Consider the following 24,773-nt stretch of genomic DNA (forward strand, 5'->3'; position numbering starts at 1 on the left):
GGGCCGGACCGGCGACCGGGTCAGTGGGCGGGCGGGACGAACTCCGGCTGGTCCAGCAGCCGCAGCCAGCTCCCGTCGGGCTGCCGCCGGACGACCTGCGCGCGGGCGCCGGTCCCGTCCTTCGGCGGCGTGGCGGTGAGGGCGATGTCACCGTCGACGCCGACCAGGGTCGGCAGCGGCGGCTCCGGCTCGAAGCGGGGCCGGCCGGACAGCACCTTCTCCCACAGCGCGCGGATCGCCTCCCGGCCCACGGTCACCTCACCGGGCGGGTAGGCCAGCACCGCGTCCTCCTCGTAGAGCGCGGCGACCCCGGCGGCGTCGCCGGCGTTGGACCGCTCGACGAACAGCCGGGTGATGTCCTCGGGCCGCACGGCCTTCTCGTACCTCTCGTACGCGTACTCGTGCTCGTACTCCGCCACGACTTCCTCCTGACCTCGAATTCCGTGCTGTCCAGCCTGTCCGTCCGCCGATCAGAAGTCCAACAGATGGTTCTTCTCGAAACTAGAATCACCACTCATGGAACTGAGGCAGTTGGAGTACTTCGTCGCGGTCGCCGAGGAGCGGAACTTCACCCGGGCCGCCGAGCGCGTGCACATCAGCCAGTCCGGGGTCAGCGCCCAGATCCGCCGGCTGGAACGGGAACTCGGCGCCGAGCTGTTCGACCGGTCCGCGCGCACCGCCACCCTCACCGTTGCGGGGAAGGCGGCGCTGGAGCACGCCCGCGCCGCACTCGCCGCGGCCGGGGCGGTCGGCCGCGCGGTGGGGGAGGTGACCGGTCTGGTCCGGGGCCGGCTGACCGTCGGCATGGTCATCGGCTGCACCCTCACCCCGCTGTTCGACGCGCTCGCCGCGTTCCACCGGGCCCACCCGGGGGTGGAGATCTCGCTCCTGGAGGACAACTCCGACCGGCTCGTCGAGGGGGTGCGCGACGGCACCCTCGACCTGGCGCTGGTCGGCACCGCGACCGCCACCCCGGACGGACTGGAGGCCCTGACGATCCTCAGCGAGCGGCTCGTCGCGGCGGTCCCGGCCGGACACCCCCTCGCGGACCGGAGCCGGGTCACGCTGGACGCCCTGGTGACCCATCCGATCGTCTGCATGCCGCCCGGCACGGGCCTGCGCACCGCGTTCGACCGGGCCTGCGCCGCGCACCACCTCGAGCCCTCGATCGTGCTGGAGGCGGGTGCCGCCGATGCCGTCGCCGACCTCGCCGCCCGCGGACTGGGCGTCGCCGTGCTCAGCGAATCGATGGCCGAGGGCCACCGTCCCCGGCTGACCGCCCGCGCCGTGGACGGCCTCGACACACCGGCGCTGCTCGCCCTGGTCTGGAAGAACGCGCCCCACCCCGCGGTGCGGGAGATGCTGGCACACAGCCGACGCGCCTTCGCCGGGCCGGGGTCCGGCCAGGACTCAATCGCATGAATGTGCGGTTGTGATGTGGAGGTCTTGAGGTGATCGGACAGCGGGAGCGTCATGAGTTGGCCGGAAAGTGCTCACCTGTTCGCAGTTCCTATGTTTTGAAGAAACGGTCATCCTTCCGTCGGGGCGCCGTCGACTTGCCCGTCCGGGCCGCTGAACAGCCAAGCAGCACAAGGAGTTTGAGCGCCTCATTCATTACCACGGCGAGATCAGTCGACCGCACGTTCGGGCCGAAATCGATTGCTGGGCGGAGTGCGTGGATAGTCAGATCTCGGGACGCGACGGGTTGACTACCATGTGCCCGTACCTGGTCCGGAAGATCGCCGTCCTCTTGGGGGCCGCTTCCTGACCCGTGACCGCCGTGTGTGTCGGTCGACCGTTTCTCCTGCTCTCCATCCCGAGGGACCGCGGAATGTCAGTGCCTGCACCATCCAGCCAGCGCCGGTCGGCGAAGGCCCCCCGAGCCGTCCCGGTCGTGCCCGCGGCCGTCCTGGTGGTGAGCGCGGCGGCCGCCGGCGCGGCCGTCGCCGCGGCGCCGGCCGGAGCCGGCACCTGGCCGCTGGCCGCGATGCTCGGCGCCTGGCTCTGCCTCGCCGTCACGGTCGTGGTCAGCACGCTGTCGATCCGGCGCGCCCGCCGGGCCGGCCTGCGGCAGAGCGACGACGTCACCCAGGCCAGGGCGCAGTTGGCGCAGATCGCCGCCGAGTCCGCGCACCTGGTCAGCGTCACCCTCCCCGCCGTCGCCAAGCGGCTGCGGGACGGAACGACCGCGCAGGACGCCCTGGCCCAGGTGACCAGCCCCTCCGATCCGCAGCTGCGCCAGCTCGCGCACACCTTCGTCGCCGAGGTGGAGGAGGCCGTACGGCTCGCCGTCGCCTATGACGCCGAACGGCGCCAGGCCGCCGACGAGTCGGGCCGCATATCGGCCGAACTGGAGCGGCTGACCGACGAGTTGCTGCCCGCCGCGGTGGCCAGGCTGCGCGAGGGACAGTCCGCCGACACCGTGCTCGGCGAGCTCGACTGGCCGCGCACCCCGGCGGTCCGGGCGCCCGCTGAATCGTTCGTCCGTGAACTCGCCCACAGCGAGCGCCGCGCCGCCGCCGCCCAGGCCGCCTCCGCGAAGGCGCTCAGCCGGGTCCAGGCCAAGGCGGTCAGCATGCTCGCCGACCTCCGCGAGATGCAGGAGCGGCACGGCGAGGAGGTCTTCGGCGACCTGCTGAAGCTGGACCACAGCACCTCGCAGCTCGGCCTGATGACCGACCGGCTGGCCCTGCTCATGGGCGGCCGTTCCAGCCGCGCCTGGAACAAGCCCATCGTCATGGAGTCCATCCTGCGCGGCGCCGTCGGCCGGATCGCCGCCTACCAGCGGGTGCGCCTGCACTGCTCCACCACGGCCGCCGTCACCGGGTTCGCGGCCGAGGGCGTGATGCACCTGCTCGCCGAACTGATGGACAACGCGGCCAACTTCTCGCCGCCGATCGACGAGGTCAACGTCTACGTCGAGGAGCGCAGCGCCGGCATCGTCGTCACCATCGAGGACAGCGGCCTGAAGATGGCCGCCGCGGCCATGCGCCGGGCCGAGGAGTCGGTGGCCGGCCGCATGACCGACCTCGCCTCCCTCCAGGGCACCCGGCTCGGCCTCGCGGTCGTGGGGCGGCTGGCCGTCAAGTACGGCATCAGCGTCAACTACCGCCCCTCCTCCCGCGGCGGCACCGGCGTCGTCGTCCTGCTGCCCCGCCAGCTCCTCGCCCAGCAGCGGGAACCCGCCCCCGTCGGCGCCCAGGGCCGCCCCGCCGCGCCGGCCCCCGCTCCCGCGGCCCCGGCCCCGGCCCCCGTCGCGCCCCCGGCACCCCGTCCCGCCCCCGTCGAGCCCGCCGCACCCCGCGCCGGCCTTCCCGGGCCGGCGGACGCGCCCGACAACACGCCGAACGGGCTGCCCGTCCGCACCCCCGGCCGCACCATGGCGGAGGCCGAACGCGAGCGGGAGCAGCGCCGCGGCGGCGACAGCACCGAGGACGGCGCACCGGACCGGGAGCGTCCCGCCGTACGCGACGCCGGTTCCCGCTTCGGCGCCTTCCACCGCGCCCGCCGGTCCGGCCGGGAGGCCGCCGGACCCGGTGCCCGGCCCGAGCCACCGGCCGCCCCGTAGCGCCCGCCTCCAGGCCTCGGCTCCCTTTACCCCCCCGCTTGAGTACGTGAGATTGGAGGAACGGGCCGGTGACCGGTCAGCCGGGCACCCACCGTCCCATCACCACCATGCAGACCACCGACAACAGCCTCACCTGGCTTCTGCAGAACCTTCTGGAGCGCACCCCGGGAACCCGGCACGCCCTCGTCCTGTCCCGGGACGGACTGAAGCTGTGCTGGTCCGACCACCTCACCCTGGACCGGGCGGACCAGCTGGCGGCGATCTGTTCGGGCATCCAGGCGCTCGCCCAGGGCGCCTCCGTGGAGTTCGGCGACGGAACCGGGGGAGTGCGCCACTCCATGACCGAGTTCCACGGCGGCCTGCTCTTCATCGTCGAGGCCGGGGAGGGCGCCCACCTCGCGGTCGTCGCCGAGGAGAACGCCGACCCCGGCGTGGTCGGCCACCAGATGACCGAACTGGTCGAGCAGATCGGCGAACACCTGCGGGCCGAGCCCCGCCAGCCCCTCCCAGGGGGTGCCGTCTCATGACGCCCCGCAAGCCCGTGGACACCGGCGACCCCGACCGGCTCTACACGGTCACCGGCGGACGCAGCCGCGCCGACGACACCTTCGACCTGGTCACCCTGGTGGTCAGCGAGAGCGAACCGTCGGCCGGGATGCAGTCGGAACACGTCCGCATCCTGGAGATGTGCCGGCACCCGACCGCCGTGGTCGAGATCGCCGCGGAACTGAGGCTGCCGATCACGGTGGTACGCATCCTGCTCGGCGACCTCCTCGACATGGGCCGGATCACCGCCCGGCACCCGCGCGCGGCCGAGTCCGTCGCCTCGCTCCCCGACTCCGCCCTTCTCAAGGAGGTGCTCCATGGGCTCCGCAACCTCTGAACTGCCCGTCGGCCGTACGCCCTTGGCCGACGCCGCCGAGACCGGCCTGAAGATAGTCATCGTGGGCGGGTTCGGGGTCGGCAAGACCACCCTGGTCCGCTCGGTCAGCGAGATCCGCCCCCTCAACACCGAGGAGGTGATGACCCAGGCCGGCGTCGGGGTCGACGAGACCAGCGGCGTGGCCGGCAAGACCACCACCACGGTGGCGTTCGACTTCGGCCGGATCAGCCTCAACGAGCGCATGGTGCTCTACTTGTTCGGCGCGCCCGGACAGGAGCGCTTCTGGTTCCTGTGGGACCGGCTGTTCTCCGGCACCCTCGGCGCGGTCGTCCTGGTCGACACCCGCCGCATGAACGACTCCTGGTACGCCATCGACCGGCTGGAACACCACGGGACGCCGTTCGTGGTGGCCGTCAACCGGTTCGACGACGACTCCGCCGGCCACTCCCTGGAGGAGATCCGGCAGGCGCTCGCCCTGCCGCAGCACGTGCCGCTGATCGAGTGCGACGCGCGGGTCAGACGCTCCGGGAAGGACGTGCTGATCACCCTCGTGGACCACCTGTACGACCTCGCCATGGCCCGGGAGACGACACCGTGACCGAGAACCCCACGCCCGACGGGCCGCCCCCGGGCTGCCCCGCCCACGGCGGCGACGGCGCGCTGCGCCTGGCCGGGCTGGAGTACCAGCAGACGCCGTCGCAGCTGTACCGGTCGCTGCGCCGGGAGCACGGCGCGGTGGCGCCGGTGCTGCTGGACGGGGACATCCCGGCCTGGCTGGTCCTCGGCTACTCCGAGCTGAGCTACGTGACCAACCACGACGAGCTGTTCGCGCGGGACTGCCGCCGCTGGAACCAGTGGCCCAACATCCCCCCGGACTGGCCCCTGATGCCGTTCGTCGGGTACCAGCCGTCGGTGCTGTTCACCGAGGGCGAGGAGCACCAGCGGCGGGCCGGGGTGATCACCGAGGCGCTGGAGGGCGTCGACCAGTTCGAACTGGCCCGGCAGTGCCGGGAGATCGCCGACGGACTCATCGCCGCCTTCGCGGGCAGCGGCGAGGCCGAGCTGATGAGCACCTACGCGCACGCCCTGCCGATGATCGCCGTGGTCCAGATGTGCGGCATGCCGCACTCGGGCACCGACACCGAGCGGCTGGTGGACGATCTGCGGATCTCCCTGGACGCGGCCGAGGGCGACGACCCGGTGGCCGCGTACGCGCGCGTGGGTGAACGGATCGCGCAGCTGGTGAAGGAGAAGCGGGAGCGGCCCGGCCCGGACATCACCTCGCGGATGCTGCTGCACCCGGCCGGGCTGACCGACGAGGAGATCGTGCAGGACCTGATCTCCGTCATCGCCGCGGCCCAGCAGCCTACGGCCAACTGGATCTGCAACACCCTCAGGCTGCTGCTCACCGACGAGCGGTTCGCCATCAACGTCTCCGGCGGCCGGCTCAGCGTCGGCGAGGCGCTCAACGAGGTGCTGTGGCTGGACACGCCGACGCAGAACTTCATCGGCCGCTGGGCGGTGCGTGACACCCAGCTCGGCGGCCGGCTGATCCGGGCCGGCGACTGCGTGGTGCTCGGCATCGCCGCGGCCAACACCGACCCGCAGATCTGGCCGGAGTCGCACGTCGGTGCCGAGAACTCGGCGCACCTGTCGTTCAGCAACGGCGAGCACCGCTGCCCCTACCCGGCGCCGCTGCTCGCGGACGTGATGGCGCGCACGGCGGTGGAGACGCTGCTGGAGCGGCTGCCGGACCTGGTGCTGGCGGTCGAGCCGGAGGAGCTGACCTGGCGGGACTCGATCTGGATGCGAGGCCTCACGGCGCTCCCGGTGCGGTTCACGCCGGTCGTGCAGTGACCGGCGGGGCCCCTCGCGGGGCCCCGAGCCCCCGTGCGTCTCATTCCCCCGTACCTCCGTGTCCTGCTCAGGCCGCGGCAGGGGTGAAGCGCACCGGGACCGACTGCGGGCCCCGGGTGAACACGCCCTGCTCCACCGGGTCGTAGCCCTCGGCGAGCCGTACGTCGGGCATGGCGTCCAGGAGCTGGTTCACCCCGATCTCGACCTCGGCCTTGGCCAGCAGCGCGCCGACGCAGAAGTGCCGGCCCAGCGCGAAGGCGAGGTGGTCGGCGGCGGCGGAGAACGCGGTCGTCGTGGTCAGGTCGTCGCGGAAGATGTCGAAGCGGTCCGGGTCCCGGTAGCGGTCGCCGTCCCGGTTGGCCGCGCCGATCAGGCAGGTCACGGTGGCACCCGCGGGGACGGTTCCGCCGGTCAGCTCCACCTCGGTCGCCGACTGCCGCATGATCATCTGGACCGGCGGGGTGAAGCGCAGCGTCTCGGCGAAGGCGCGCGCGATCAGGGAGCGGTCCTCGCGGACGGCCGCGAGCTGCTCGGGGTTGAGCAGCAGGTTGACGAAGATGCTGGCGATCGCCTTGTCGGTGGTCTCGCCGCCGGCGGCGAGCAGCAGGCTGCAGAACGCCTTGATGTCCTCGTCGCTCATCTTCACGCCGTCGACCTCGGCGGCGCACAGCGTGGAGAGCAGGTCGTCACCGAGGCGGTCGCGCCGCTCCCGGATGATCGGCAGCATGTACTCGGCGAACTCGTCCCGGGTCCGTTCCCCGGCCGCGGTGACCTCCGGGTCGCCGGACAGGTTGCCGAGGAAGGCGATGACGGCCGTGTACCAGCGGTGGAACCGTTCGTGATCGGCCTTGTCCAGACCGAGCATGTCGGCTATCACGTTGACGGGAAAACGGGTGGCGTAGTCGCTGACCAGGTCGGCGGAGCCGGTGTGCCGGAAGGCGTCGATCAGCTCGCGGGAGTTGCGCTCGATGACGGGCAGGAACTTCTCCTGGAGGTCGGCGCCGCGGAAGGCCGGCGCGACCAGCGCCCGGCGTACGGCGTGCTCCCGGCCGCTGAGCTGGAGGATGGTCTTGCCGTGCACCGGTTCCAGCTGCCAGTCGTAGTTGTCGGTGGTGAACTGGCCGGCCTTGTCCTTGAAGACGCGCTCGACGTCCTCGTAGCGGGAGACGATGTAGCTCTGCGTCGCCTCGTGCCAGATGAGCGGCGCGCTCTCCCGCATCACGCGGTAGGCGGGGTAGGGGTCCGCCGCGAACTCGGGCGAGAGGATGTCGGGGACCTGCTGAGCCGTGGACATGGGGCTCCCTGGGGGCGGTAACGGGCGTACGCCCCAAGGTTATTGATCATCTCCCGGGCGCGACAGGGGGTCTTGGACAGCTGTTCGGTCCAGGGCGGTCGTTGGCCGAAAAGAGCCGCTCCGCGCCGGACGCGCCCCGCTCAGCCCCTGGCCAGGGCGGCCAGTTGGTCCAGGGTCCCGTCGAACCGGTTGTGGTCGCCGACGATCGGACCGGTCGAGGTGTACTGCCACATCGTGTACCGGGACCAGCCGGCCGGGAGGGTCCCGGGAGTCGCGGCGTACCGGGCGATCCACAGCGGGTTGGTGGCGCCGAACCCGTCGGCATCACCGGTGCACTGCTTCCACCAGCTGGTGGAGGTGTAGATCACCGCGTCCCGTCCGGTCCGGGCCCGGTACCGGTCGACGAAGTCACGGATCCAGGACACCAGCTGCCCCGGCGTCTTGCCGTAGCAGGCGGAACCGTACGGGTTCCACTCGATGTCCAGCACACCCGGCAGCGTCCGGCCGTCCGCCGACCAGCCCCCGCCGTGGTCGACGAACCAGTCCGCCTGCGCGCTGCCGCCGGAGGTGTCCGGCGTCCCGAAGTGGTAGGCCCCGCGGACCATGCCGACGTCGTACGAACCGTTGTACTGCTGCCCGTACTCGGGGTTGATGTAGGACGTGCCCTCGGTGGCCTTCACGTAGGCCCACTTGACCCCGCTGTCCCACAAGGTCTGCCAGGCGACGTCCCCCTGGTGGCTGGAGACGTCCACGCCCTCCGTCTGGACGGCGCGGGTCCCGGCGGGGCTTCCGGCCACGCCGTCGTGGGCCAGGACGCCCATGCCCATGTAGGCGGAGCCGCGGATCGGGGTGTCGTCGGCCGCCGACGGGACGGCGGTCGGAGGGAACAGGATCGACAGGGCGGCGAGCAGGCTGCCCGACGCGAGCAGGCGGAAACGGCCGTCCGCCACGGCTATGGGTCTGCGCACGCCTCCATCCGACCGTCCGGGCCGCCCGGCCGCATCCCGCGCGCGTCCGGACGGCTGTCCCCGGCGGAGGGCGGCGGGTGTCAGCGCGTCACTTCGGCGTCCATGTCGCCCGCCGCCCTGAACTCCACGGCCACCACCCCGTCCACGCGCCCGCACAGTTCCTCCAGCACGGAGACCGGCACGTGCTCCGGGAGCCGGCCGGTGAGCACGACATGTCCGTGCGTCACGTCCACCTGGAGGGCCGAGGGAGCCAGCCCGAGCGTCTGGACCAGGGCCTCCTCGATGATCTCGGTGCGGATCTCCCGGTCCTTGCGCAGGAAGACCCGCAGGAGGTCGCTGCGGCTGACCACGCCGATCAGCCGCTCGTCCGCGTCGACCACCAGCAGCCGCTTGATGCCGTGACGGGCCATCACCCGGGCGGCGTCCACGACGCTCCAGTCCTCCCGGGCGCAGACCGCCGGCGAGGTCATCAGCCCCGCCGCGTCCGTGGCCGACGCCTTGGCGCCGCCGGGCGGCGCGGTGTCCCCGCCCCAGATCTTCTGCAGGAGGTCCGCCTCCGACACCACCCCCACGGGACGGTCGTCCGCGTCCACGACGGGCACGGCGGTGATGTCGTACTCCTGCAGCAGGTGCGCGATCTCCTTGAACGGCGTGCCGCGCTGGACGCGGACGACGGCGTCGCTCATCAGGTCGCGCACCCTCAGGTGGTTCATTTAAGGATCTTCCTCTCCGCTGCCGGCCCCTGCGGCCGGCATCCGACCTTCCGCAGGTGAGAACGTCCGGCGGGGCCCAGGGGTGCCCCGGTGTCACGCGGAAGGGCCACCCGGCCCGGGTGCGGCGTCCGAGTGCCCGTTCACCCGTCCACCGCTGATTCGGACAGCCCTGCCTGTGCAGTCCGGATTGACCATTTTGCCTGCCCTTGGTCGAGTGCGTACCGGGGCCCGGACGAGGTACCCGGTGAGTCCGCCGCGCACGAGGAGTGGTCGCATGCCGGTGAAAGTGAGCCCGCTCGACGGCAGGACGGCCGTCGTGACCGGTGCGGCGCGGGGCGTCGGCGAGGCCCTGGCCCACGAGCTGTCCCGGCGGGGCATGAGGCTGGCCCTGCTGGGCCGTGAGGAGGCGACGCTGGTCCGGGTGCGGGACGCGCTGCCCGGGGAGTCCTGGTGCTGGGAGGCCGACGTCACGGACGACGCCGCCATGGCCCGGGCCGCCGCCGGGGTCCGGGAGCGGCTCGGGGCGCCGTCCGTGCTGGTGGCCAACGCGGGCGTGGCCGAGGGCGGACCGTTCGCCGAGTCCGACCCCGCGACCTGGCGCCGCGTCGTCGAGGTGAACCTCGTCGGCAGTGCCGTGTCCGCGCGGGCCTTCCTGCCCGACCTGTTCACCACCCGCGGCTACTACCTCCAGGTGGCCTCGCTCGCCTCCATCGGGGCGGTGCCCCTGATGAGCGCGTACTGCGCCTCGAAGGCCGGTGTGGAGTCGTTCGCCCAGTCCCTGCGGGCCGAGGTGGCCCACCGGCGGGTGGGCGTCGGCATCGCCTACATCAACTGGACCGACACCGACATGATCCGCGACGCCGACCGGCACGCGGTCCTGCGCGAGCTGCGCGGCCACCTGCCGCCGCCGGCCCGCAAGATCCACTCGGTGGCCCACGTGGCCGGCCGGCTGGCCGACGCGGTCGAACGGCGCCGGCCGGCCGTGTACGTACCCGGCTGGCTGCGCGCGGCCCAACTGGTGCGCGCCGCCATGCCACCCGTCGTCACCGCGGTCTCCCGGCGGGAACTGTCCCGCCTCGCCGCCGAGGAGCCGTTGGAGCCGACGGGGCTGCTGGGCGCGGGCGGCCGGGCCGCGCTCGCCGAGCCCCGGGCGCTCGGGCGGCTCGGCGAGCCGGAGGGGTGAGGCGGCGGTCGGACCGGACCGACGGCCACGAGCGAGGGGCCGGGAGCAGGCCGCAGGGTCCGGGCGGTGGTCGGGACGTCCTTCGAAGGGCCGTCGGCTCGGCGCGCGGTATGGGCCACGGCGGGGCTCACCTGATGCCGGCGCGCGGCGCAGGGCGTTGATCGAGAAGTGACGGACCGCTTCCGGTCCGCCCGGTGTCGGCCACCGGTCTCAGGCATCGACGAGCCGTGCGGACGACGGCACCTGCGGTGTCACGTCCCGGGCGCCGCGCCACTCACGGGGGGACATCCCGTATGCGGCCCGGAACACCCGGCTGAAATGCGCGGCACTGGCGAAGCCCCATCGGTGTGCCACCGCGGCGATCGTGGCGTTCCCGTGGAGCGCCAGGTCGCGTCGGCACGCCTCCAGGCGGCGCCGCTGGATCCACCGGCCGACCGTGGCCTCCTCGCTCTCGAACAGCTTGTGCAGATAGCGCAGGGATATGTAATGGGCCTGGGCGATGGTCTGCGGGGTCATATCGGGCTCCGCGAGATGCCGGTCGATGAACGCCTGGATCCGCAGCAGCAGCGCCAGGTTCCCACCGCGCGTCTCCCCGGTCGTCCCGCCCCCGGTCCGGCCCATGACTTCGTCGGCCAGCACACCCAGCAGATCCACGACGTTGCGCGCCATCAGCTCGCTGGTGCGCGGCAGGTGGTTTCCGGCGCCGTCCACGATGCCGGAGATGAAGGGCGACAGCAGACCGCTGAGAGGTGTGTCGGAGCCGAGCGGGCAGGCGGTGATGCGAGCCACGTCGGACTCGCTCAGGCCCAGAACGTCTCTGGGCAGGACCAGGGACTTGGTCCGGAAGGGCTGGGGGAATTCGAGTTGGAGAGGGCGTGCCATGTCGTAGACGAAGATGTCCCCGGGCCCGAGGAGCGCGTCACGGCCGTCCTGCTCCAGCCGGCCGACTCCTCTGACCAGCAGATTGACCACCACGTCCTCGTCCTGGCCGTACTGCGTGACGAGCCGGCGTGTGCGCAGGGCGGACAGGCCGTCGCCGTCCACGGTCACGGCCTGGAGAGGGCCGAGCGGCGTCGCACGGATCATGCCGGAGTACACCTCGTCGGGGACGATGATGTCCACGGCGCCGAATGTCCGGGACAGGGCCTCGCGCCAGTAGGCCCGTCTGCCTCGGGCGGGCAGCGGATCGGTGGTGTGGAAGCCGCCGGGGGCGCTTCTCTCCTGGACTTCCGGCGCCATGATCTCCGCCCTTCGACTGGTGTCTGCCTTCAGCGACACCGTGCCAGCCGGGCGGGGGCGGCACATCGCGTGAACCCGCTGGATCAGGGCGATCACCGACACCAGTGCGATCGAGAGACCGGTCAGTCACTGGTCGCGATCTGTTGCGCACGCCTGAGAGCTTCCTCCGGTGTCTGCTCTCCTGTCAGCGCGGACTGGATCGCGGTGTAGATCCCGGTCGCCGCCTTGGGCCACCGGACGCCGAGTTCGCCGGTACGGACGCGTGCTCCTTCCGTGCTCTTGACGAAGACGGCCATCGTCGGATCCTGTTCGGCATACCGGGCGGCGACCGCGGTGCGGGACGGCACGGTGAAGTGCTGCTTGGCCAGGGTGAGCGTGTTGGACGCGCTGTTCAGGCAGGTGAGGACCTCGGCAGCCTTCTTCTGCCGTTCCTCGGAGGAGCTCTGCGGGACGGTCCACACCTCACCGCCGAGCGGCGTGACCGGGGCCTGCCCCGCCCGGGGGACGGGGACGGGGGCCACTCCCCAGCGCAGGTCCTCGTCGTCGTTCAGGGCGGCTGTCCGCCAGGGTCCGTTGATCATCATGGCCGTGCGGCCGGCGGCGAACTGGTCGTGGACGTCGGCCTGCGTCCAGTTGAGCACCGACTTCGACATGGACCCGTCCTTCACCAGGTCGACCCACAGGCGGAGCGCCTGTGCGGCCCGCGGAGTGTCCAGCTGCTTCTCGTGCCCGCCGTTGGACCACAGGAAGGGCAGGAACTGCCAGCTGCTCTCGAACGTGGCGCTCGCGTCGACCGCCATGCCGTGGCGCCCGGGCCGGGTCAGCTCCGCGGCCGCCTCCTTCAGCTCGTCCCAGGTCCTCGGTACGGCGACACCGGCCTCGGCGAGCATGTCCTTGTTGTAGAAGAGGGCGACCGTGCTGACGTAGGGAGCCAGCCCGTACACCTTTCCGTCGTACGTGCCCGCCGACAGGATGCCCTCGGCGAAGCCGCTGGTGTCGATGCCGTACTGGTCCAGCGGGGTCAGCGCGCCGGTCTGCGCGACCTGCTGGAGGTCGGCGTTGTCCAGCATCAGCAGGTCGGGAAGGGTCCGCGACGAGGCCTGCCGCAGGACCCTGGGGACAAGGGACGCCGGCGGGACGCTCGTGTGCTCGACCCGGACGCCGGCGGTCTTGCCGCACGCGGTGAGCACCTGGTCCCACTGGGTGTGCTCGGACCGCTGGGTGTAGTAGTCGAGCACGGTGATGGAGGTGACCTCGCCGGCGGCGGACCCGGCGCCGGTTCCGCCGGCACACCCGGTGGTCGCCAGTGCCAGCGCCAGGGCTCCGGCCCAGCGGACGGCGGTGCGCCGCGTCGGCCGTCCGGCCGGTGAGATCATGCGAGTGCCTTTGCAGAGTGACGGTCCGCGGGCCGGGGCCGATGTCGCGAGGCCGGCGGACTCCATGAGCCGTCAGGGTAGTCCACATGGGTGTCTTCTGTTCGAACGCATCTTGAACGCCCTTGATGGGCTCATGGCACGGCACTCTGGCGGTTCACTCGCCGCCGCGGTCATCGTCCCTGTTCGGCAGCTTCCCGGATCATCCTCACCACGGCATCGGGCCGCGACAGCACAACGGCGTGCGACCCGTCCAGCACGTGCTCGGTGGCCGCCATACGCTGCGCCATGAAGCGCTGGGCCGTGGGGTTGAGTATCCGGTCGGCGGTCGCGATGGCGTACCAGGACGGCATGGAGGCCCAGGCCGGCGGTCCCGCTCGACCGGTCAGCGCGCCGCACGCGATCGGGCGTTGTGCCACGGACAGCAGCTCCTTGACGGCGGGCGACAGGTCGGCGGCGTAGACGTCTGGGAACAGCTCCGCGCGGATGTACAGCTCGCTGTCCGGGCCGCCGGGGAACCGGGTGGGCAGAGCGACGGTGCGGGTCGCGTCGGCGGCCGGCGCGGGGGCGAACCGGTTCAGGATGTCCAGGACGCACTCGCCGGCGTCGAGGCCGAACGCCGCGACGTAGCACAGGGCCACGACGTTGTCGGCGTCGGCGGCGGCTTGGGTGATGACCGCGCCACCGTAGTCGTGGCCGACCAGAACGACCGGCGCGTCGATGTCACGCAGCATGCTCCTGAGGTAGGCGGCGTCCTGCGCCAGACCGCGCAGCGGATTCGCCGGGGCGCGCACGGTCAGTCCGTCGGCGTGCAGCAGACCGATGACCTCCGCCCAGGACGAGGCGTCCGTGAACGCACCGTGCACCAGCACGATGGTCGGCGGCGCGGAGCCGGGTCCGTGCATGCCTGGTGACCTCCGACGGTGTGGGAATGTCCCAGTCATACGCATCCGAGTCCGGTACGGCATCGCGTGAACGTACCAACGGATTCCCTCAGCTGTCGGGCAGGGCCATGACCACGTTGGCCAGTTGCACCCGGGAGTTGATCGACAGTTTGCGGAAGACGGACGTCAGGTGGGTGTTGACCGTGTGCGGGGACACCACGAGCAGGTCCGCGGCCGACCGGTTGGTGTGGCCCTGGGCGATGAGGTGCGCGATCTTCTTCTCCGAGGCCGTGAGAGCACCCCATCCCTCCACGGGGCGCCGCACGGGCGCTGCCCCGCGGCCGGCGGCCCCCGCATCCCGCAGAGCTCGCTGGACCCGTGCCGCCGCGGCGTGGGCGCCCGACTCGGCGAACGTGTCACGGGCGCCGGTCAGCGCGGCCACCGCCTGCTGCTTCCGGCCCGTCGCCAGGAGGGCCTGTCCGAGATCCGCGGACGCGGCTGCCCGGACCAGTGGGCGGGGGCTCGCGGCGAGCAGTTCCACGGAGCGTTCGAGCAGGGCGAGATCGTTCCGTACGAGCCCGAGGGCCTGCGCCGCGACGCCCGTGGCGGTCGGCACGGCAGGGTTGCGTCCGGCGTGGGCGTCGGCCTGTGCGGCGAGGTCCTCGGCAAGCTCGTGGTCCGCCCCGCTCAGGGCCATGCGGATCGCGGAGTCGACCCAGTCGCGCAGGAGCCGCCAGCGCATGAAGGCGCTCTCCCGCTGCACCTGCCGGACCTTGACGACGGCGAGGCCGATGTCCCCGTCCGCCTCGGCGTGGACGGCTTCCAGGAAGCGCACAGCGGCCGTGTTGCCCGGGTTCGGCTTGGCCGCCAGCCTCTCCCGCGCCGCGATCAGATGCTCCCGCGCCGCTTCCCGGTCGCCGCGCAGCAGAGCGATCCGGGAGCGGATCACGCGGCCGTTCACCTGCTGGACGGGTACCCGCACCTCGTCCTCCAGGTGTTCCATGGTCACGAAATCGGCGTCGGCGTCATCGAGCCGGCCGAGGCCCAGATCGTGCTGGCCCTGGGCCCACAGCAGCATCGCCTGACGCGTCGCCCCGGCTTCCGTCGCCCGCAGGAGCAGCCGCTGCCCGGACGCGAAGTCGTCCACATGCAGGTGCGCGACGATCTCCTCGGGCAGGAAGGCGGGATCAATGGCGCTCAGCGCGGTGAAGCGCTCCAGCGCCACGGCGTTCTCGCCCGCGTTCTGCGCGATCTCACCGAGCCCGGACAAGGCCAGGACGTGTGCCTCCCGGTCGCCGATGTCGGTGGCGGCACGCAGCGCTCTCTCGCCCGCCTCACGCGCCGCGGCCAGATCGTGCTCCCGGGACAGGGCCAGGGTGCGCAGGGCCGCCAGCCGCGCCGCGATCTCCGGGGCGGCGCCTCCCGTGGCGAGGGCGGCCTCGGTCCGGCGGCGCAGTTCACCGGCGAGGTCCATGCTCCACAGCGTCCCGCCGAGGGCGGCCTGCAGCCGGCTGAACACCTCCAGCGGTGGCCGGCCGGCCAGCAGCCCGTCGCCCGTGGACAGGGCGTCCCGGCTCCGGCCGGCCCGGGTCAGGCACAGTATCGCCTGTTCCCCCACCGCGAACCTCGACGGCCGTGCCGACGGCACCAGTTCCAGGGCGCGCGCCATGAGGTCGGCCGCGAGGTCCGGGGTGACCGGCAGTACGTCGTCGGCCGCGCGCCGCAGCAGCGCCACGGCTTCCTCGTCTCCGGGCAGGGCGCCCCGCAGGACGTGCGGCACCGCGTCGATCGGCCGGTGGCCGGCGGCGACAAGACCGCGCGCGGCCTCTCGGTGCAGTGCCTTGCGGGCCGACGGCAGGATGTCGGCGTAGACCGCCTGGCGCAGGAGATCATGCCGGAAGACCAGGTGATCACCGTCGTCGTCCAGGAGCCCCGCGCGCACGGCCTCCTCCAGCGCCGCGATGAGGGTGGCGGCCGGCCGGCCGCAGAGTGCGGCGGCGTCATGGAAGCCGAACCTGCGTCCCAGGACCGCGCCCATCTGGAGGAAGCGCAGGGTGTCGGACTTCAGGGACCTCAGTCTGCCGCGCACGCCCACCACGAGCCCCGGGGGCACGAGGGTGTCCGAGGCATCGGCGGTGCGCAGGCCCGCCAGCATCTCGACGGCCAGGAACGGGTTCCCGCCCGCTCCGTCGAGCAGTTCCCGTACCCGCTCGTCGGCCGCCGCCCCGAGTGCGTCGTCGGCCAGTTGGGCGATGGCCGCGCCGGTCAGGGGACCCAAGGGCACGGTGACGGTCGTGAGGTTTCCGGCCGCGGCCGCGACGATCTCCTCCGCCGGGCCGGCGGGCTCCCGTCGCCCGGTCAGCATCCACAGCACCGGCGAGGTCCGCAGACGCGTCGGAAGCTGCTGCAGGGCGAACCGGCTCAGCGGATCGGCCCATTGCACGTCGTCGAGGCCGATCAGTACCGGCACGCCGCCCGCCCTGGCTTCGATCGCTTCGGCCAGGCGTTCCACCAGCCAGATCCGCTGGTCGTGATTGCGGGCCAGATCGGCGAAGGCATCGCCGGACAGCAGGGGCCGATCACCTCGCAGGACACAGGCCGCCAACGACGACAGCGGCACGAGGTGATGCAGTTCGTCGGCCTTGCCGACGCCGACGGAGAACCCCGCCGAGCCGGCCTTGGAGACGGCTTCGGCGAGCAGCGTGGTCTTGCCGATGCCCGGTTCGCCCCGAATGAGCACCAACCCGCCGCCTCCGGTGCGGGCCACAGAGGCGATCAGCGCGTCGAGCTCGCCGAGCTCGGCCTCCCGGCCGCGCAGACCGCTGCGGGACAGCGGACCGCCTGCTCCTGCCATTTCTACGATCCACCCCATGCGCACTCGCCCGCCGAGGCCGGTCTCCCACCGCGCCGACGGCCGGCACCGCCCTTTCGGGGGCCTTGTCTCTCCATGCACTCTAACCGTTCCCTGCGTGCACCCGGACGGCCGCCCGGCCGCGGCCTGCCCGTTCAGCGGCAGGACTCGCGAGCACGCCGGCCCCGGCCAGGCAAGAAGCGATGCACTCGAGGACAACACAGGGCCAGACGTCCACCCTGGCGTGATGCAGTCCCGTGCCGCGCATGCCCCGGACCCCGGACCCCGGGCGTCGGCCGCCGGAACGCCGAGCCCGTCCACGAAGCGCCCCGCCTCGTCGAAGCCGGAGCGCGCCCCCGCGCGCACCAGTCACACCGAACGAAGGAAGAGACCTTGCCTTACATCACCGTGGGTCAGGAGAACTCCACCACCATCGACCTCTCCTACGAGGACCACGGCACCGGACAGCCGGTCGTCCTCATCCACGGCTTCCCGCTCGACGGACACTCCTGGGAACGCCAGAGCGCCGCGCTGCTGGACGCGGGCCACCGAGTGATCACCTACGACCGCCGCGGCTTCGGGCAGTCCAGCCGGCCGGCCACCGGGTACGACTACGACACCTTCGCGGCCGATCTGAACACCGTGCTGGAGACCCTCGATCTGCGGGACGCCGTGCTGGTCTTCGACGGCGTCGTCACGGCCGTCAAGGCGGACCGCTACGCCTACTACACGGACTTCTACAAGGACTTCTACAAGGACTTCTACAACCTCGACGAGAACCTCGGCTCCCGGATCAGCGAGGAGGCCGTGCGCAACAGCTGGAACGTCGCCGCGGCCGGCGGCTTCTTCGCCGCGGCTGCCGCGCCCTCGACCTGGTACACCGACTTCCGGGCCGACATCCAGGCCATCGACGTGCCGGCCCTGATCCTGCACGGTACGGGCGACCGCATCCTGCCGGTCGAGGCGACGGGGCGGCCGTTCCACAAGGCGCTGCCGTCCGCCGAGTACGTGGAGATCGAGGGCGCCCCGCACGGACTGCTGTGGACCCACGCGGAGGAGGTCAACGACGCGCTCCTCGCCGTCCTGGGGAAGTGAGCCCGCAGCGGGCCCGCGGATCGAGCCTGCCGTCGGGATCACCGGGAGCGGAGACCGCGCCGTCTCGTGCAGGCTGGACCGGACCCGTCCTGACCCCGAGGGGCGACCGGGGTCAGGACGGCCCGCGGTGGGTCCAGGCGCCGGCCAGCATCGTCGCGTGCACCGGCATCTCCCGCAGCGTGCGCGCGTCCGCGTCGAACGGGTCGGCGTCGGTCACCACCAGGTCCGCCGGGTCACCGACCCGGATCAGCCGCCTGCCCCGCGTGGACCCCGCGAGCGCGTCGGCCACCGGGATGCGCTGCTCGGGATGGAACGGCTCCCGCTCACCGTCCGTCCGGGCCACGGCGGAGGCGATGGTCAGCCACGGGTCGAGCGGCGCGACCGGCGCGTCGGACCCCAGCTCCAGTACGGCCCCGGCCCGCAGCAGGTCGGCGAAGGCGTACGCCCGGTGGGTACGGCCGCTCCAGTGCCGGTCGGCCACGTCCCGGTCGTCCACGGCGTGGGTGGGCTGCACCCCGACGGTGACGCCCAGCTCGGCGAAGCGCGGGATGTCCTCGGCGGCCAGCAACTGGCCGTGTTCCACGCGGCCGTGGCAGCGCACCGCCTCGAAGGCGTCCAGCGCCATCTCGTTGGCGCGGTCCCCGATGGCGTGCACGGCCGGATCGATGCCGTGGGAGGACGCGTACCGCAGCAGCCTCACCAGGTCGGCCGGCGACACCTCCTCCAGCCCGTGCGCGCCGGGCGTACCGGGCTCCAGGCCCGGATAGGCGTCGTGGCACAGTGCGGTACGGGTGTTGAGCGAGCCGTCGGTGAGCAGCTTGAACGGCCCGACCCGGAGCAGGCCGCCCGGCGCGTCCAGCACCTGCCCGGTGCGCAGCCCCCGTTCGATCGCCGCGTCGAGATGCGGCAGCCAGATGGACGCCGCCACCCGCAGCGGCATCGGGGCGGTGTGCGCCCGCCGGGTCCAGTCGGTGATGTTGTCGGCGTACTCGAAGTCGATGACCCCGGTGACACCGCGTGCGGCCGCCGCGGCGCACGCCTCGTGCACCCACCGGTCCGTCACCTCGTCGGGTACGGCGGTCAGGTCGGCGATCGCCCGCATGCCCGCGCCCTCCCGCAGCAGCCCCGTCGGATGGTCACCGTGTCCGAGGGCGGCGAGGGCGGCCGAGTTCAGCCAGGCGCAGTGCAGGTCGGCGCTGATCAGCAGTACGGGCCGGTCCCCGGCGACCGCGTCCAGGAGTTCCTTGCCGGGGGTGTCCGGCCACAGCCCGTCGCGGAAGCCGTAGCCGACGAGGATCTCGCCGGGCGGCAGGGTGACGGCCCTTCGGCCCGCCGCGTCGGCCGCCGCCCGGGCCGACCCGGCGCCGGACAGGTCGAGCCGACGGCGCACCCCGGCCCACTGCACCATGTGCACATGCGCGTCCCAGAGGCCGGGAAGCAGGGTACGGCCGTCCAGGTCGAGGCGCTCACCCGGGGCGCGAGGCGCGTCGCCCGCCGGGTGCACGGCGGTGACCAGCCCCTTCTCGACCCGTACGTCGCTCAGCGGTCCGCCCGCCCCGAGGCGGACCCGCGCCAGGGTGACCGGCGGCGCGGTGGTCGTGGCGGTCGTGGCGGTCGTCGTCACGGTGTCCTCCTGATGTCGCGCATGACACGGGCCGGTTCGGGCTGTGCAGAGGGATGGTCGGATCATCCCAGGGCCTGGGCGGGCCCTGGAGCCGCCAGGGTCTCCACCGAGCGGCGGGGCGGGTACGTCATCCGGGCTCCGCCATGAGGCCCGGGCGGTCGGCGGCACGGGCGTGGTCGGCGGCGGCGAGCAGCGCGCCGTACTGGATCCCGGCGAGGGTGGCGACCGGGACGGGGTCGCCGGTCACCGGCTCGGCCTCGCGTTCCCAGGACGCGTAGCGGTCGAGCAGTTCGCGGTGGAGCCTGCGGACCTCGAAGGTGGCCGTGCCGGCGGCCACCTCTGCGCCCAGGGCGCGCAGCAGCATGCCGCCGAAGCGGATGCGGAAACTGTGCACGCTCGCTTCGCAGTCGTAGGTCTCCGAGACGGTGGCGGGCCGGTCGGGCAGGCCGTCGGCGCGGTTCGCCTCCAGCGCGGCGATCTCGGTGAGCGAGGGCACGAAGTCCTCCACCGCGCGCAGGAAGGGCGACCGGATGGTCAGGCGGGGGCGGGCCGCGTCGAGGACGGCGGCGAGGACTTGGCCGGTCTCACCGAGGGCGCGGGCGCGGCGCCGGACCACGTCGGCGTGGCGCTCCCCGGTGGGCGTGTCGTCGTCGGCGTCCGGGTGGCTCCAGTGCGGCACCTCGGCCACGAAGTAGAACGTGCCGTACCGCTCGGCGTAGGCGGCGCTGGAGGAGCCCCCGATCGTGGCGGCGGCGTCGACGCCGAGGCTCTCCAGGTGGTCGTAGGCGTCCCGCATGTCGATGCAGCCGTAGACCGCCGGGGCGTGCCGGGGGGTGTGGGCGGCCTCGGGTTCGCCGGTCGCCAGCGGCAGCCCGAGCGAGGCGGGGATGTCGGCGAGGACGCCGTACAGCTCCGGCGCCGGCCGGTTCACGTAGTAGTAGACGCCGCCCGCCTCGCAGTTGTGCAGGGTGGTCAGGAAGCGGGGGCGGGTGTCGTCCAGCAGTCGCATCAGTGCCAGGGTCTCGGGGAGGACCTGGTCGAAGTACGCCTTCTTGTAGGCGAACGGGAAGGTCCACTCGACCTGTTCGCGGCCGGCCGGCCGGTAGAAGTGGCGTCCGTAGGCGCGCTTGTCGGCCGGGCGGCCGAACCAGCCCTCGTTGAGCCGGGCCCCGTCCGGGTCGACGCACGGCACGATCTGCCAGGCGCCGCCGAAGTGTGCGCGCAGTTCCGGTTCCTCGCACAGGGCGGTGGCCAGGTGCAGGGTCGTCACGGCGCCGACCGGTTCGTTGGGGTGGACGCCACCGACGACGACGTAGTGGTCCGTGTCGGGGGTGAGGGGACCCTCGTGGACGGTGAAGCAGAGCAGGGGCTCGCCCAGGGTGGAGGTGCCGATGCGGTGCTCGGTCACCAGGCCGGGGTGGCGGGCGGCCAGCGCCCGGAAGCGGTCGATGAGTTCGTCCACGGTGGGATAGCCCGGGCTGTCGGGGACGGTCGCCGCGCGCCGCACCCAGACCTCGGACCCGGCCGCCGGGGACGGGGAGGGGGAGGCGGGCGGCTGGGACGTCGTCGTGGTCATGGGTGCGGATCTCCGGGGTGCGGGACGGGCGGTACGGCGTGCGGGTGCGGTACGTACGGGGCTGCGGTCAGCCGGTGACCGGGATCCGGGCGGGGCCGACGCCGGCCGGGCCCATCATCACTCCGCTCACCCTGCGGAACTTCTGGCATGAGATGAATGATGCACGTGGAGGAGGCAGGGGCGGCGACGCCGAAGCCGGCACCCGGGCCAGGCGCGGCGACCCGGACGTCCGCGTGGCCGTGCCCGACGTCCCGGCCCCGCCGCTCCACCGGGCTCGGCCCCGCGCGCTCCCGGCGGCTGCCGCCCGACGCGCCGTGGGCCGCCGCCGAGCCGCTGCCGACCGGCCCGGCACAGTTGGAGCGGGGCGAGCGGGAGGCACTGACTGCCGGTGACGGCGGAACGCGCCGACGACGCAGGCCGCGCCTGGTGCGCGCTGGCCGCCGAACCGGCCCACGAGCGGCGGCCGGGCGGTACGGGCTGACCGCTCGCGCGAGGGGGTTCCAGGGCGGCGGCGTCATGCACCCAGGCCGGCGTCCCGCGCCCGCGTCATGGCGTCGTCGCGGTTGGTGACCTGGAGCTTGGCGAAGATGTGGGACACGTGGTTGCGTACCGTCTTGTCCGACAGGACCAGGTGGCGGGCGATCCGCCGGTTGGTGTGCCCGCGGGCCAGCAGGTCGAGGATCTCCCGCTCCCGGTTGGTGAGTTGGGGAAAGGCGAGCCGGCCGGGGAAATCGTGGATGGCGGAGAAGTACGTGCCCAGCCGTTCGGCGATGGACGCGCTGAAGACCGCGCCGCCCTCGGCCACCGTCCGCACCGCCCGCAGCAGTTCGTCCCGGGACGCCTCCTTGGCCACATAGCCGTGGGCGCCCGCGCGCAGCGCCGCCACCACTTCGTCGTCGTCCTCGTACTGGGAGACGACGAGCACCCGAGGCCGGTGGCCGGCGGCTTTCGAGGTGATCGCGCGGATCGCCTCCACCCCCGGCATCCGGGGCAGCCGCAGGTCCATGAGGACCACTTGCACGGCGGGCCCGAGGCGGGCGACGGCCTCCACCGCCTCCTCGCCGCTGCCCGCCTCCCCGACCACCACCAGGTCGCCTTCGGAGTCCAGCGCGACCCGCAGCCCCTGGAGGAACAAGGGGTGGTCGTCGACGATCAGCACCCCCACGGTCATTCTGAATCCTTTTTGCCAAGTGTGGCCACAAGTCCCCCTTTTGCGCATGCTGCGACCAAGGCTAGATCTTTCGCCTCGCCGCCCGGGAAGTCATTTCCGGTCGGTTGTGTGGCCGTACCTGGGTGTGTCCGGGTCCGGCGGGGGTCAGGAGAATCAAACGCGGGTATCGAGTGGGCTCTGGTGTACGAGAGCTGTGACCGGTGCGGTCTGCTTGTCATAGGAGTGCCCGCTGCGTCAGTTGCTCGTCGGGCGGATGGGTTTTCCGGTGCGCTCTCCCCGTCGGGGCGCGGGTGCGACGCGAATGTGACGTAGGGAACTCGCCCGGGGTCGGCCAGGGGTGCGCCTTCGCGAAGCTGTTTGCGTACGCCGTATATTGCGAATGCGGGTATCCGCGAAGTGGTAATGTCAACGTGTGCAAGCTGTTGTGATGCGCCGATACGGATCGGCAGACGTTCTGGAGCGGGCCGAAATTCCCGACCCCAAGGTCGCGCCGGGTGAGGTTCTGGTCCGGGTGAAGGCAGCCGGGGTGAACCCGGTCGACTGGAAGCTGGCCGCGGGCCACCTCGACGCCCTCATGGAGGTGCGCTTCCCCCTCGTCCCCGGATGGGACGTGGCCGGGGTCGTCGAGGCCGTCGGGTTCGACGTCGACGAGTACGCGGTGGGCGACGAGGTGGTCGGCTACATCCGCAAGGACCAGGTCCAGTCGGGCGCGTACGCCGAGCTGGTCTCGGCCCACGTGCGCCTGCTCGCCCCCAAGCCGGCCGCCCTGAGCTGGGAGGAGGCCGCCGCTCTGCCGCTGGCCGGACTCACCGCCCACCAGGCGGTCCGGCGTGTCGGCGTGACCGCCGGCGACACCGTGCTGGTGCACGCGGCGGCCGGCGGCGTGGGATCGCTCGGCGTGCAGATCGCGAAGGCGCTGGGCGCCCGGGTCATCGGCACGGCGAGCGAGGCCAACCACCCCTTCCTCAGGGAACTGGGCGCCGAGCCGGTGACCTACGGACCCGGTCTCGTCGACCGGGTGCGCGCCCTGGCCCCCGCAGGGGTCGACGCCGCGCTGGACTTCATCGGCGGTGACGCCGCCGACCTCTCCCTCCGTCTGCTCGGCAGCCCGCGGCGGCTCGCGTCGATCGTCGACGACGCGGTGCTCTCCGAGGGCGGCCACTACGTGTGGGTGCGTCCGGACAGCGCCGGCCTGGCCGCACTCGGGACCCTGGCGGACGCGGGCGAGCTGCGGGTCCCGATCGCCCGCGTGCTGCCGCTCGCCCAGGCCGCGGAGGCCTGGCGGCTCAGCCAGGAAGGCCACACCCGGGGAAAGATCGTCCTCCGGGTCGGCTGACGGCGCCGGTTCCGGCGATGTCCGGCCCCGGAAGGCCGCACGACGCTTGATGTTCCTCCCACCCCTGTCAGGAGTTTTCTGTGAGTTCTCTGTTCGAGCCCTACACCCTGCGCTCGGTGACCATCCCCAACCGGGTCTGGATGCCGCCGATGTGCCAGTACTCCGCCGCCCCCGACGGCCTGGCCGAAGGCGTGGCCACCGACTGGCACTTCCAGCACTACGGCGCCCGCGCGGCGGGCGGCACGGGCCTCGTCATCCTGGAGGCCACCGGCATCTCGCCCGAGGGCCGGATCTCGCCCCAGGACCTCGGCCTGTGGAACGAGACACAGGCCGGCGGACTGCGCCGCATCACCGACTTCCTCAAGAGCCAGGGCACCGTCGCGGGCATCCAGCTCGCCCACGCCGGCCGCAAGGCATCCACCAGCCAGCCCTGGAAGGGCGACCGCCCGGTCGGGCCGGACGAGCACGGCTGGACCCCGGTCGGCCCGAGCGCCGAGCCGTACCCCGGTCTGAAGGTCCCGCACGAGCTCACCGTCGAGGAGATCCGCGAGACCCTCGACCAGTGGCGTGCCTCCGCCCGGCTCGCCCTCGCCGCCGGCTTCCAGGTCGTCGAGATCCACGGCGCCCACGGCTACCTGATCGGCAACTTCCTCTCCCCGCACAGCAACCGGCGCACCGACCAGTACGGCGGCGACTTCGACAACCGCATCCGCTACGCCGTCGAGGTCGTCGACGCCGTGCGCGAGGTCTGGCCGGACGACCTCCCGCTCTTCTTCCGCCTGTCGGCCACCGACTGGCTGGACGAGGGCGGCTGGACCCCGGACGAGTCGGTCGCCCTGGCCCGGGTCCTGACCGAGCACGGCGTGGACCTGATGGACGTCTCCACCGGCGGCAACGCCGCTGGCGTGACCATCCCGGTCGGCCCGAACTACCAGGTGCCGTTCGCCGCCCGGATCAAGCGGGAGACGGACATGCCGGTGGCCGCCGTCGGTGAGATCTCCGATCCCGGCCAGGCAGAGAAGATCCTCGCCGCCGGCGAGGCCGACGCGGTCCTGATCGGCCGGCAACTGCTGCGCGAGCCCACCTGGGCCCGGCGCGCCGCCCGGGAACTCGGCGGCGACGTGCGGATCCCCCCGCAGTACGGCTGGCGTCCCTGAC

The 24,773-nt window shown here is 72.7% G+C and carries 21 protein-coding genes; 10 read left to right on the forward strand and 11 right to left on the reverse strand.

Features of this window, described 5'->3' with window-relative positions; translation table 11 throughout:
- Positions 1–20: 20 nt before the first annotated feature.
- The gene (locus J7I94_RS08390; RefSeq protein WP_215166313.1) at positions 21–419 is read right to left on the reverse strand and encodes a nuclear transport factor 2 family protein; all 399 of its coding nucleotides are present in this window, start codon (positions 417–419) and stop codon (positions 21–23) included.
- Between the two features lie 97 nt (positions 420–516).
- On the opposite strand from J7I94_RS08390, the gene J7I94_RS08395 reads away from it, so the two are divergent.
- From J7I94_RS08395 to J7I94_RS08420, 6 genes are all read left to right on the forward strand, one after another.
- On the forward strand, positions 517–1,422 hold the full coding sequence (locus J7I94_RS08395; protein WP_215166314.1) for a LysR family transcriptional regulator: 906 nt from the start codon (positions 517–519) through the stop codon (positions 1,420–1,422).
- Positions 1,423–1,831: 409 nt separating this feature from the next.
- Entirely contained in the window at positions 1,832–3,568 is a 1,737-nt protein-coding gene (locus J7I94_RS08400; protein ID WP_215166315.1) for an ATP-binding protein, read from the forward strand.
- A 107-nt stretch (positions 3,569–3,675) separates the two neighbouring features.
- A complete protein-coding gene (locus J7I94_RS08405) occupies positions 3,676–4,095 on the forward strand; it encodes a roadblock/LC7 domain-containing protein (RefSeq protein ID WP_215166460.1) in 420 nt (139 codons plus the stop codon).
- Complete coding sequence (locus tag J7I94_RS08410; protein WP_215166317.1) at positions 4,092–4,451, forward strand: DUF742 domain-containing protein; 360 nt, start codon at positions 4,092–4,094, stop codon at positions 4,449–4,451. Before J7I94_RS08405 ends, J7I94_RS08410 begins: the two co-directional genes overlap by 4 nt.
- Positions 4,432–5,049, forward strand: coding sequence for an ATP/GTP-binding protein (locus J7I94_RS08415; protein WP_215166318.1), 618 nt, complete (start codon positions 4,432–4,434; stop codon positions 5,047–5,049). The genes J7I94_RS08410 and J7I94_RS08415 overlap by 20 nt, the downstream gene beginning before the upstream one ends.
- Entirely contained in the window at positions 5,046–6,308 is a 1,263-nt protein-coding gene (locus J7I94_RS08420) for a cytochrome P450 (RefSeq protein WP_215166319.1), read from the forward strand. Before J7I94_RS08415 ends, J7I94_RS08420 begins: the two co-directional genes overlap by 4 nt.
- A 67-nt stretch (positions 6,309–6,375) precedes the next feature.
- Here J7I94_RS08420 and J7I94_RS08425 read toward each other — a convergent pair whose 3' ends face one another.
- From J7I94_RS08425 to J7I94_RS08435, 3 genes are all read right to left on the reverse strand, one after another.
- On the reverse strand, positions 6,376–7,602 hold the full coding sequence (locus J7I94_RS08425; protein ID WP_215166320.1) for a cytochrome P450: 1,227 nt from the start codon (positions 7,600–7,602) through the stop codon (positions 6,376–6,378).
- 140 nt (positions 7,603–7,742) lie between these two features.
- Positions 7,743–8,570: a lysozyme gene (locus J7I94_RS08430; RefSeq protein WP_215166321.1), complete on the reverse strand. Its 828-nt coding sequence runs from the start codon at positions 8,568–8,570 to the stop codon at positions 7,743–7,745.
- An 80-nt stretch (positions 8,571–8,650) separates the two neighbouring features.
- Positions 8,651–9,283, reverse strand: coding sequence for a CBS domain-containing protein (locus J7I94_RS08435; RefSeq protein ID WP_215166322.1), 633 nt, complete (start codon positions 9,281–9,283; stop codon positions 8,651–8,653).
- A 274-nt stretch (positions 9,284–9,557) separates the two neighbouring features.
- On the opposite strand from J7I94_RS08435, the gene J7I94_RS08440 reads away from it, so the two are divergent.
- Positions 9,558–10,466 carry an SDR family oxidoreductase gene (locus J7I94_RS08440; RefSeq protein ID WP_215166323.1) on the forward strand — a complete coding sequence of 303 codons (909 nt, stop codon included), beginning with the start codon at positions 9,558–9,560 and terminating at the stop codon, positions 10,464–10,466.
- 210 nt (positions 10,467–10,676) lie between these two features.
- On the opposite strand, the gene J7I94_RS08445 is transcribed toward J7I94_RS08440, so the two are convergent.
- The 4 genes from J7I94_RS08445 to J7I94_RS08460 all read right to left on the reverse strand — a co-directional run bounded on the left by J7I94_RS08445 (position 10,677) and on the right by J7I94_RS08460 (position 16,816).
- Entirely contained in the window at positions 10,677–11,705 is a 1,029-nt protein-coding gene (locus J7I94_RS08445) for a helix-turn-helix domain-containing protein (protein ID WP_215166324.1), read from the reverse strand.
- A gap of 122 nt (positions 11,706–11,827) precedes the next feature.
- Positions 11,828–13,081, reverse strand: a complete 1,254-nt coding sequence (locus J7I94_RS08450; RefSeq protein ID WP_215166325.1) for an ABC transporter substrate-binding protein — start codon at positions 13,079–13,081, stop codon at positions 11,828–11,830.
- A 170-nt stretch (positions 13,082–13,251) separates the two neighbouring features.
- Positions 13,252–13,983, reverse strand: coding sequence for an alpha/beta fold hydrolase (locus J7I94_RS08455; protein WP_251074836.1), 732 nt, complete (start codon positions 13,981–13,983; stop codon positions 13,252–13,254).
- A gap of 88 nt (positions 13,984–14,071) precedes the next feature.
- Entirely contained in the window at positions 14,072–16,816 is a 2,745-nt protein-coding gene (locus J7I94_RS08460; RefSeq protein WP_215166326.1) for a LuxR family transcriptional regulator, read from the reverse strand.
- Positions 16,817–17,206: 390 nt separating this feature from the next.
- On the opposite strand from J7I94_RS08460, the gene J7I94_RS08465 reads away from it, so the two are divergent.
- Positions 17,207–17,908: an alpha/beta fold hydrolase gene (locus tag J7I94_RS08465; protein WP_215166327.1), complete on the forward strand. Its 702-nt coding sequence runs from the start codon at positions 17,207–17,209 to the stop codon at positions 17,906–17,908.
- 112 nt (positions 17,909–18,020) lie between these two features.
- On the opposite strand, the gene J7I94_RS08470 is transcribed toward J7I94_RS08465, so the two are convergent.
- From J7I94_RS08470 to J7I94_RS08480, 3 genes are all read right to left on the reverse strand, one after another.
- On the reverse strand, positions 18,021–19,532 hold the full coding sequence (locus tag J7I94_RS08470) for an amidohydrolase (protein ID WP_308114516.1): 1,512 nt from the start codon (positions 19,530–19,532) through the stop codon (positions 18,021–18,023).
- Between the two features lie 127 nt (positions 19,533–19,659).
- Complete coding sequence (locus J7I94_RS08475) at positions 19,660–21,108, reverse strand: M14 family zinc carboxypeptidase (RefSeq protein ID WP_215166329.1); 1,449 nt, start codon at positions 21,106–21,108, stop codon at positions 19,660–19,662.
- A 514-nt stretch (positions 21,109–21,622) separates the two neighbouring features.
- Entirely contained in the window at positions 21,623–22,279 is a 657-nt protein-coding gene (locus J7I94_RS08480; RefSeq protein WP_215166330.1) for a response regulator transcription factor, read from the reverse strand.
- 427 nt (positions 22,280–22,706) lie between these two features.
- On the opposite strand from J7I94_RS08480, the gene J7I94_RS08485 reads away from it, so the two are divergent.
- The gene (locus J7I94_RS08485) at positions 22,707–23,615 is read left to right on the forward strand and encodes an NADP-dependent oxidoreductase (RefSeq protein WP_251074837.1); all 909 of its coding nucleotides are present in this window, start codon (positions 22,707–22,709) and stop codon (positions 23,613–23,615) included.
- A gap of 80 nt (positions 23,616–23,695) precedes the next feature.
- Entirely contained in the window at positions 23,696–24,772 is a 1,077-nt protein-coding gene (locus J7I94_RS08490) for an NADH:flavin oxidoreductase/NADH oxidase (RefSeq protein ID WP_215166332.1), read from the forward strand.
- Position 24,773 lies beyond the last annotated feature (1 nt).

The sequence above is a fragment of the Streptomyces sp. ISL-12 genome (assembly GCF_018614415.1).
In the GTDB taxonomy this organism is placed as follows: Bacteria; Actinomycetota; Actinomycetes; order Streptomycetales; family Streptomycetaceae; genus Streptomyces.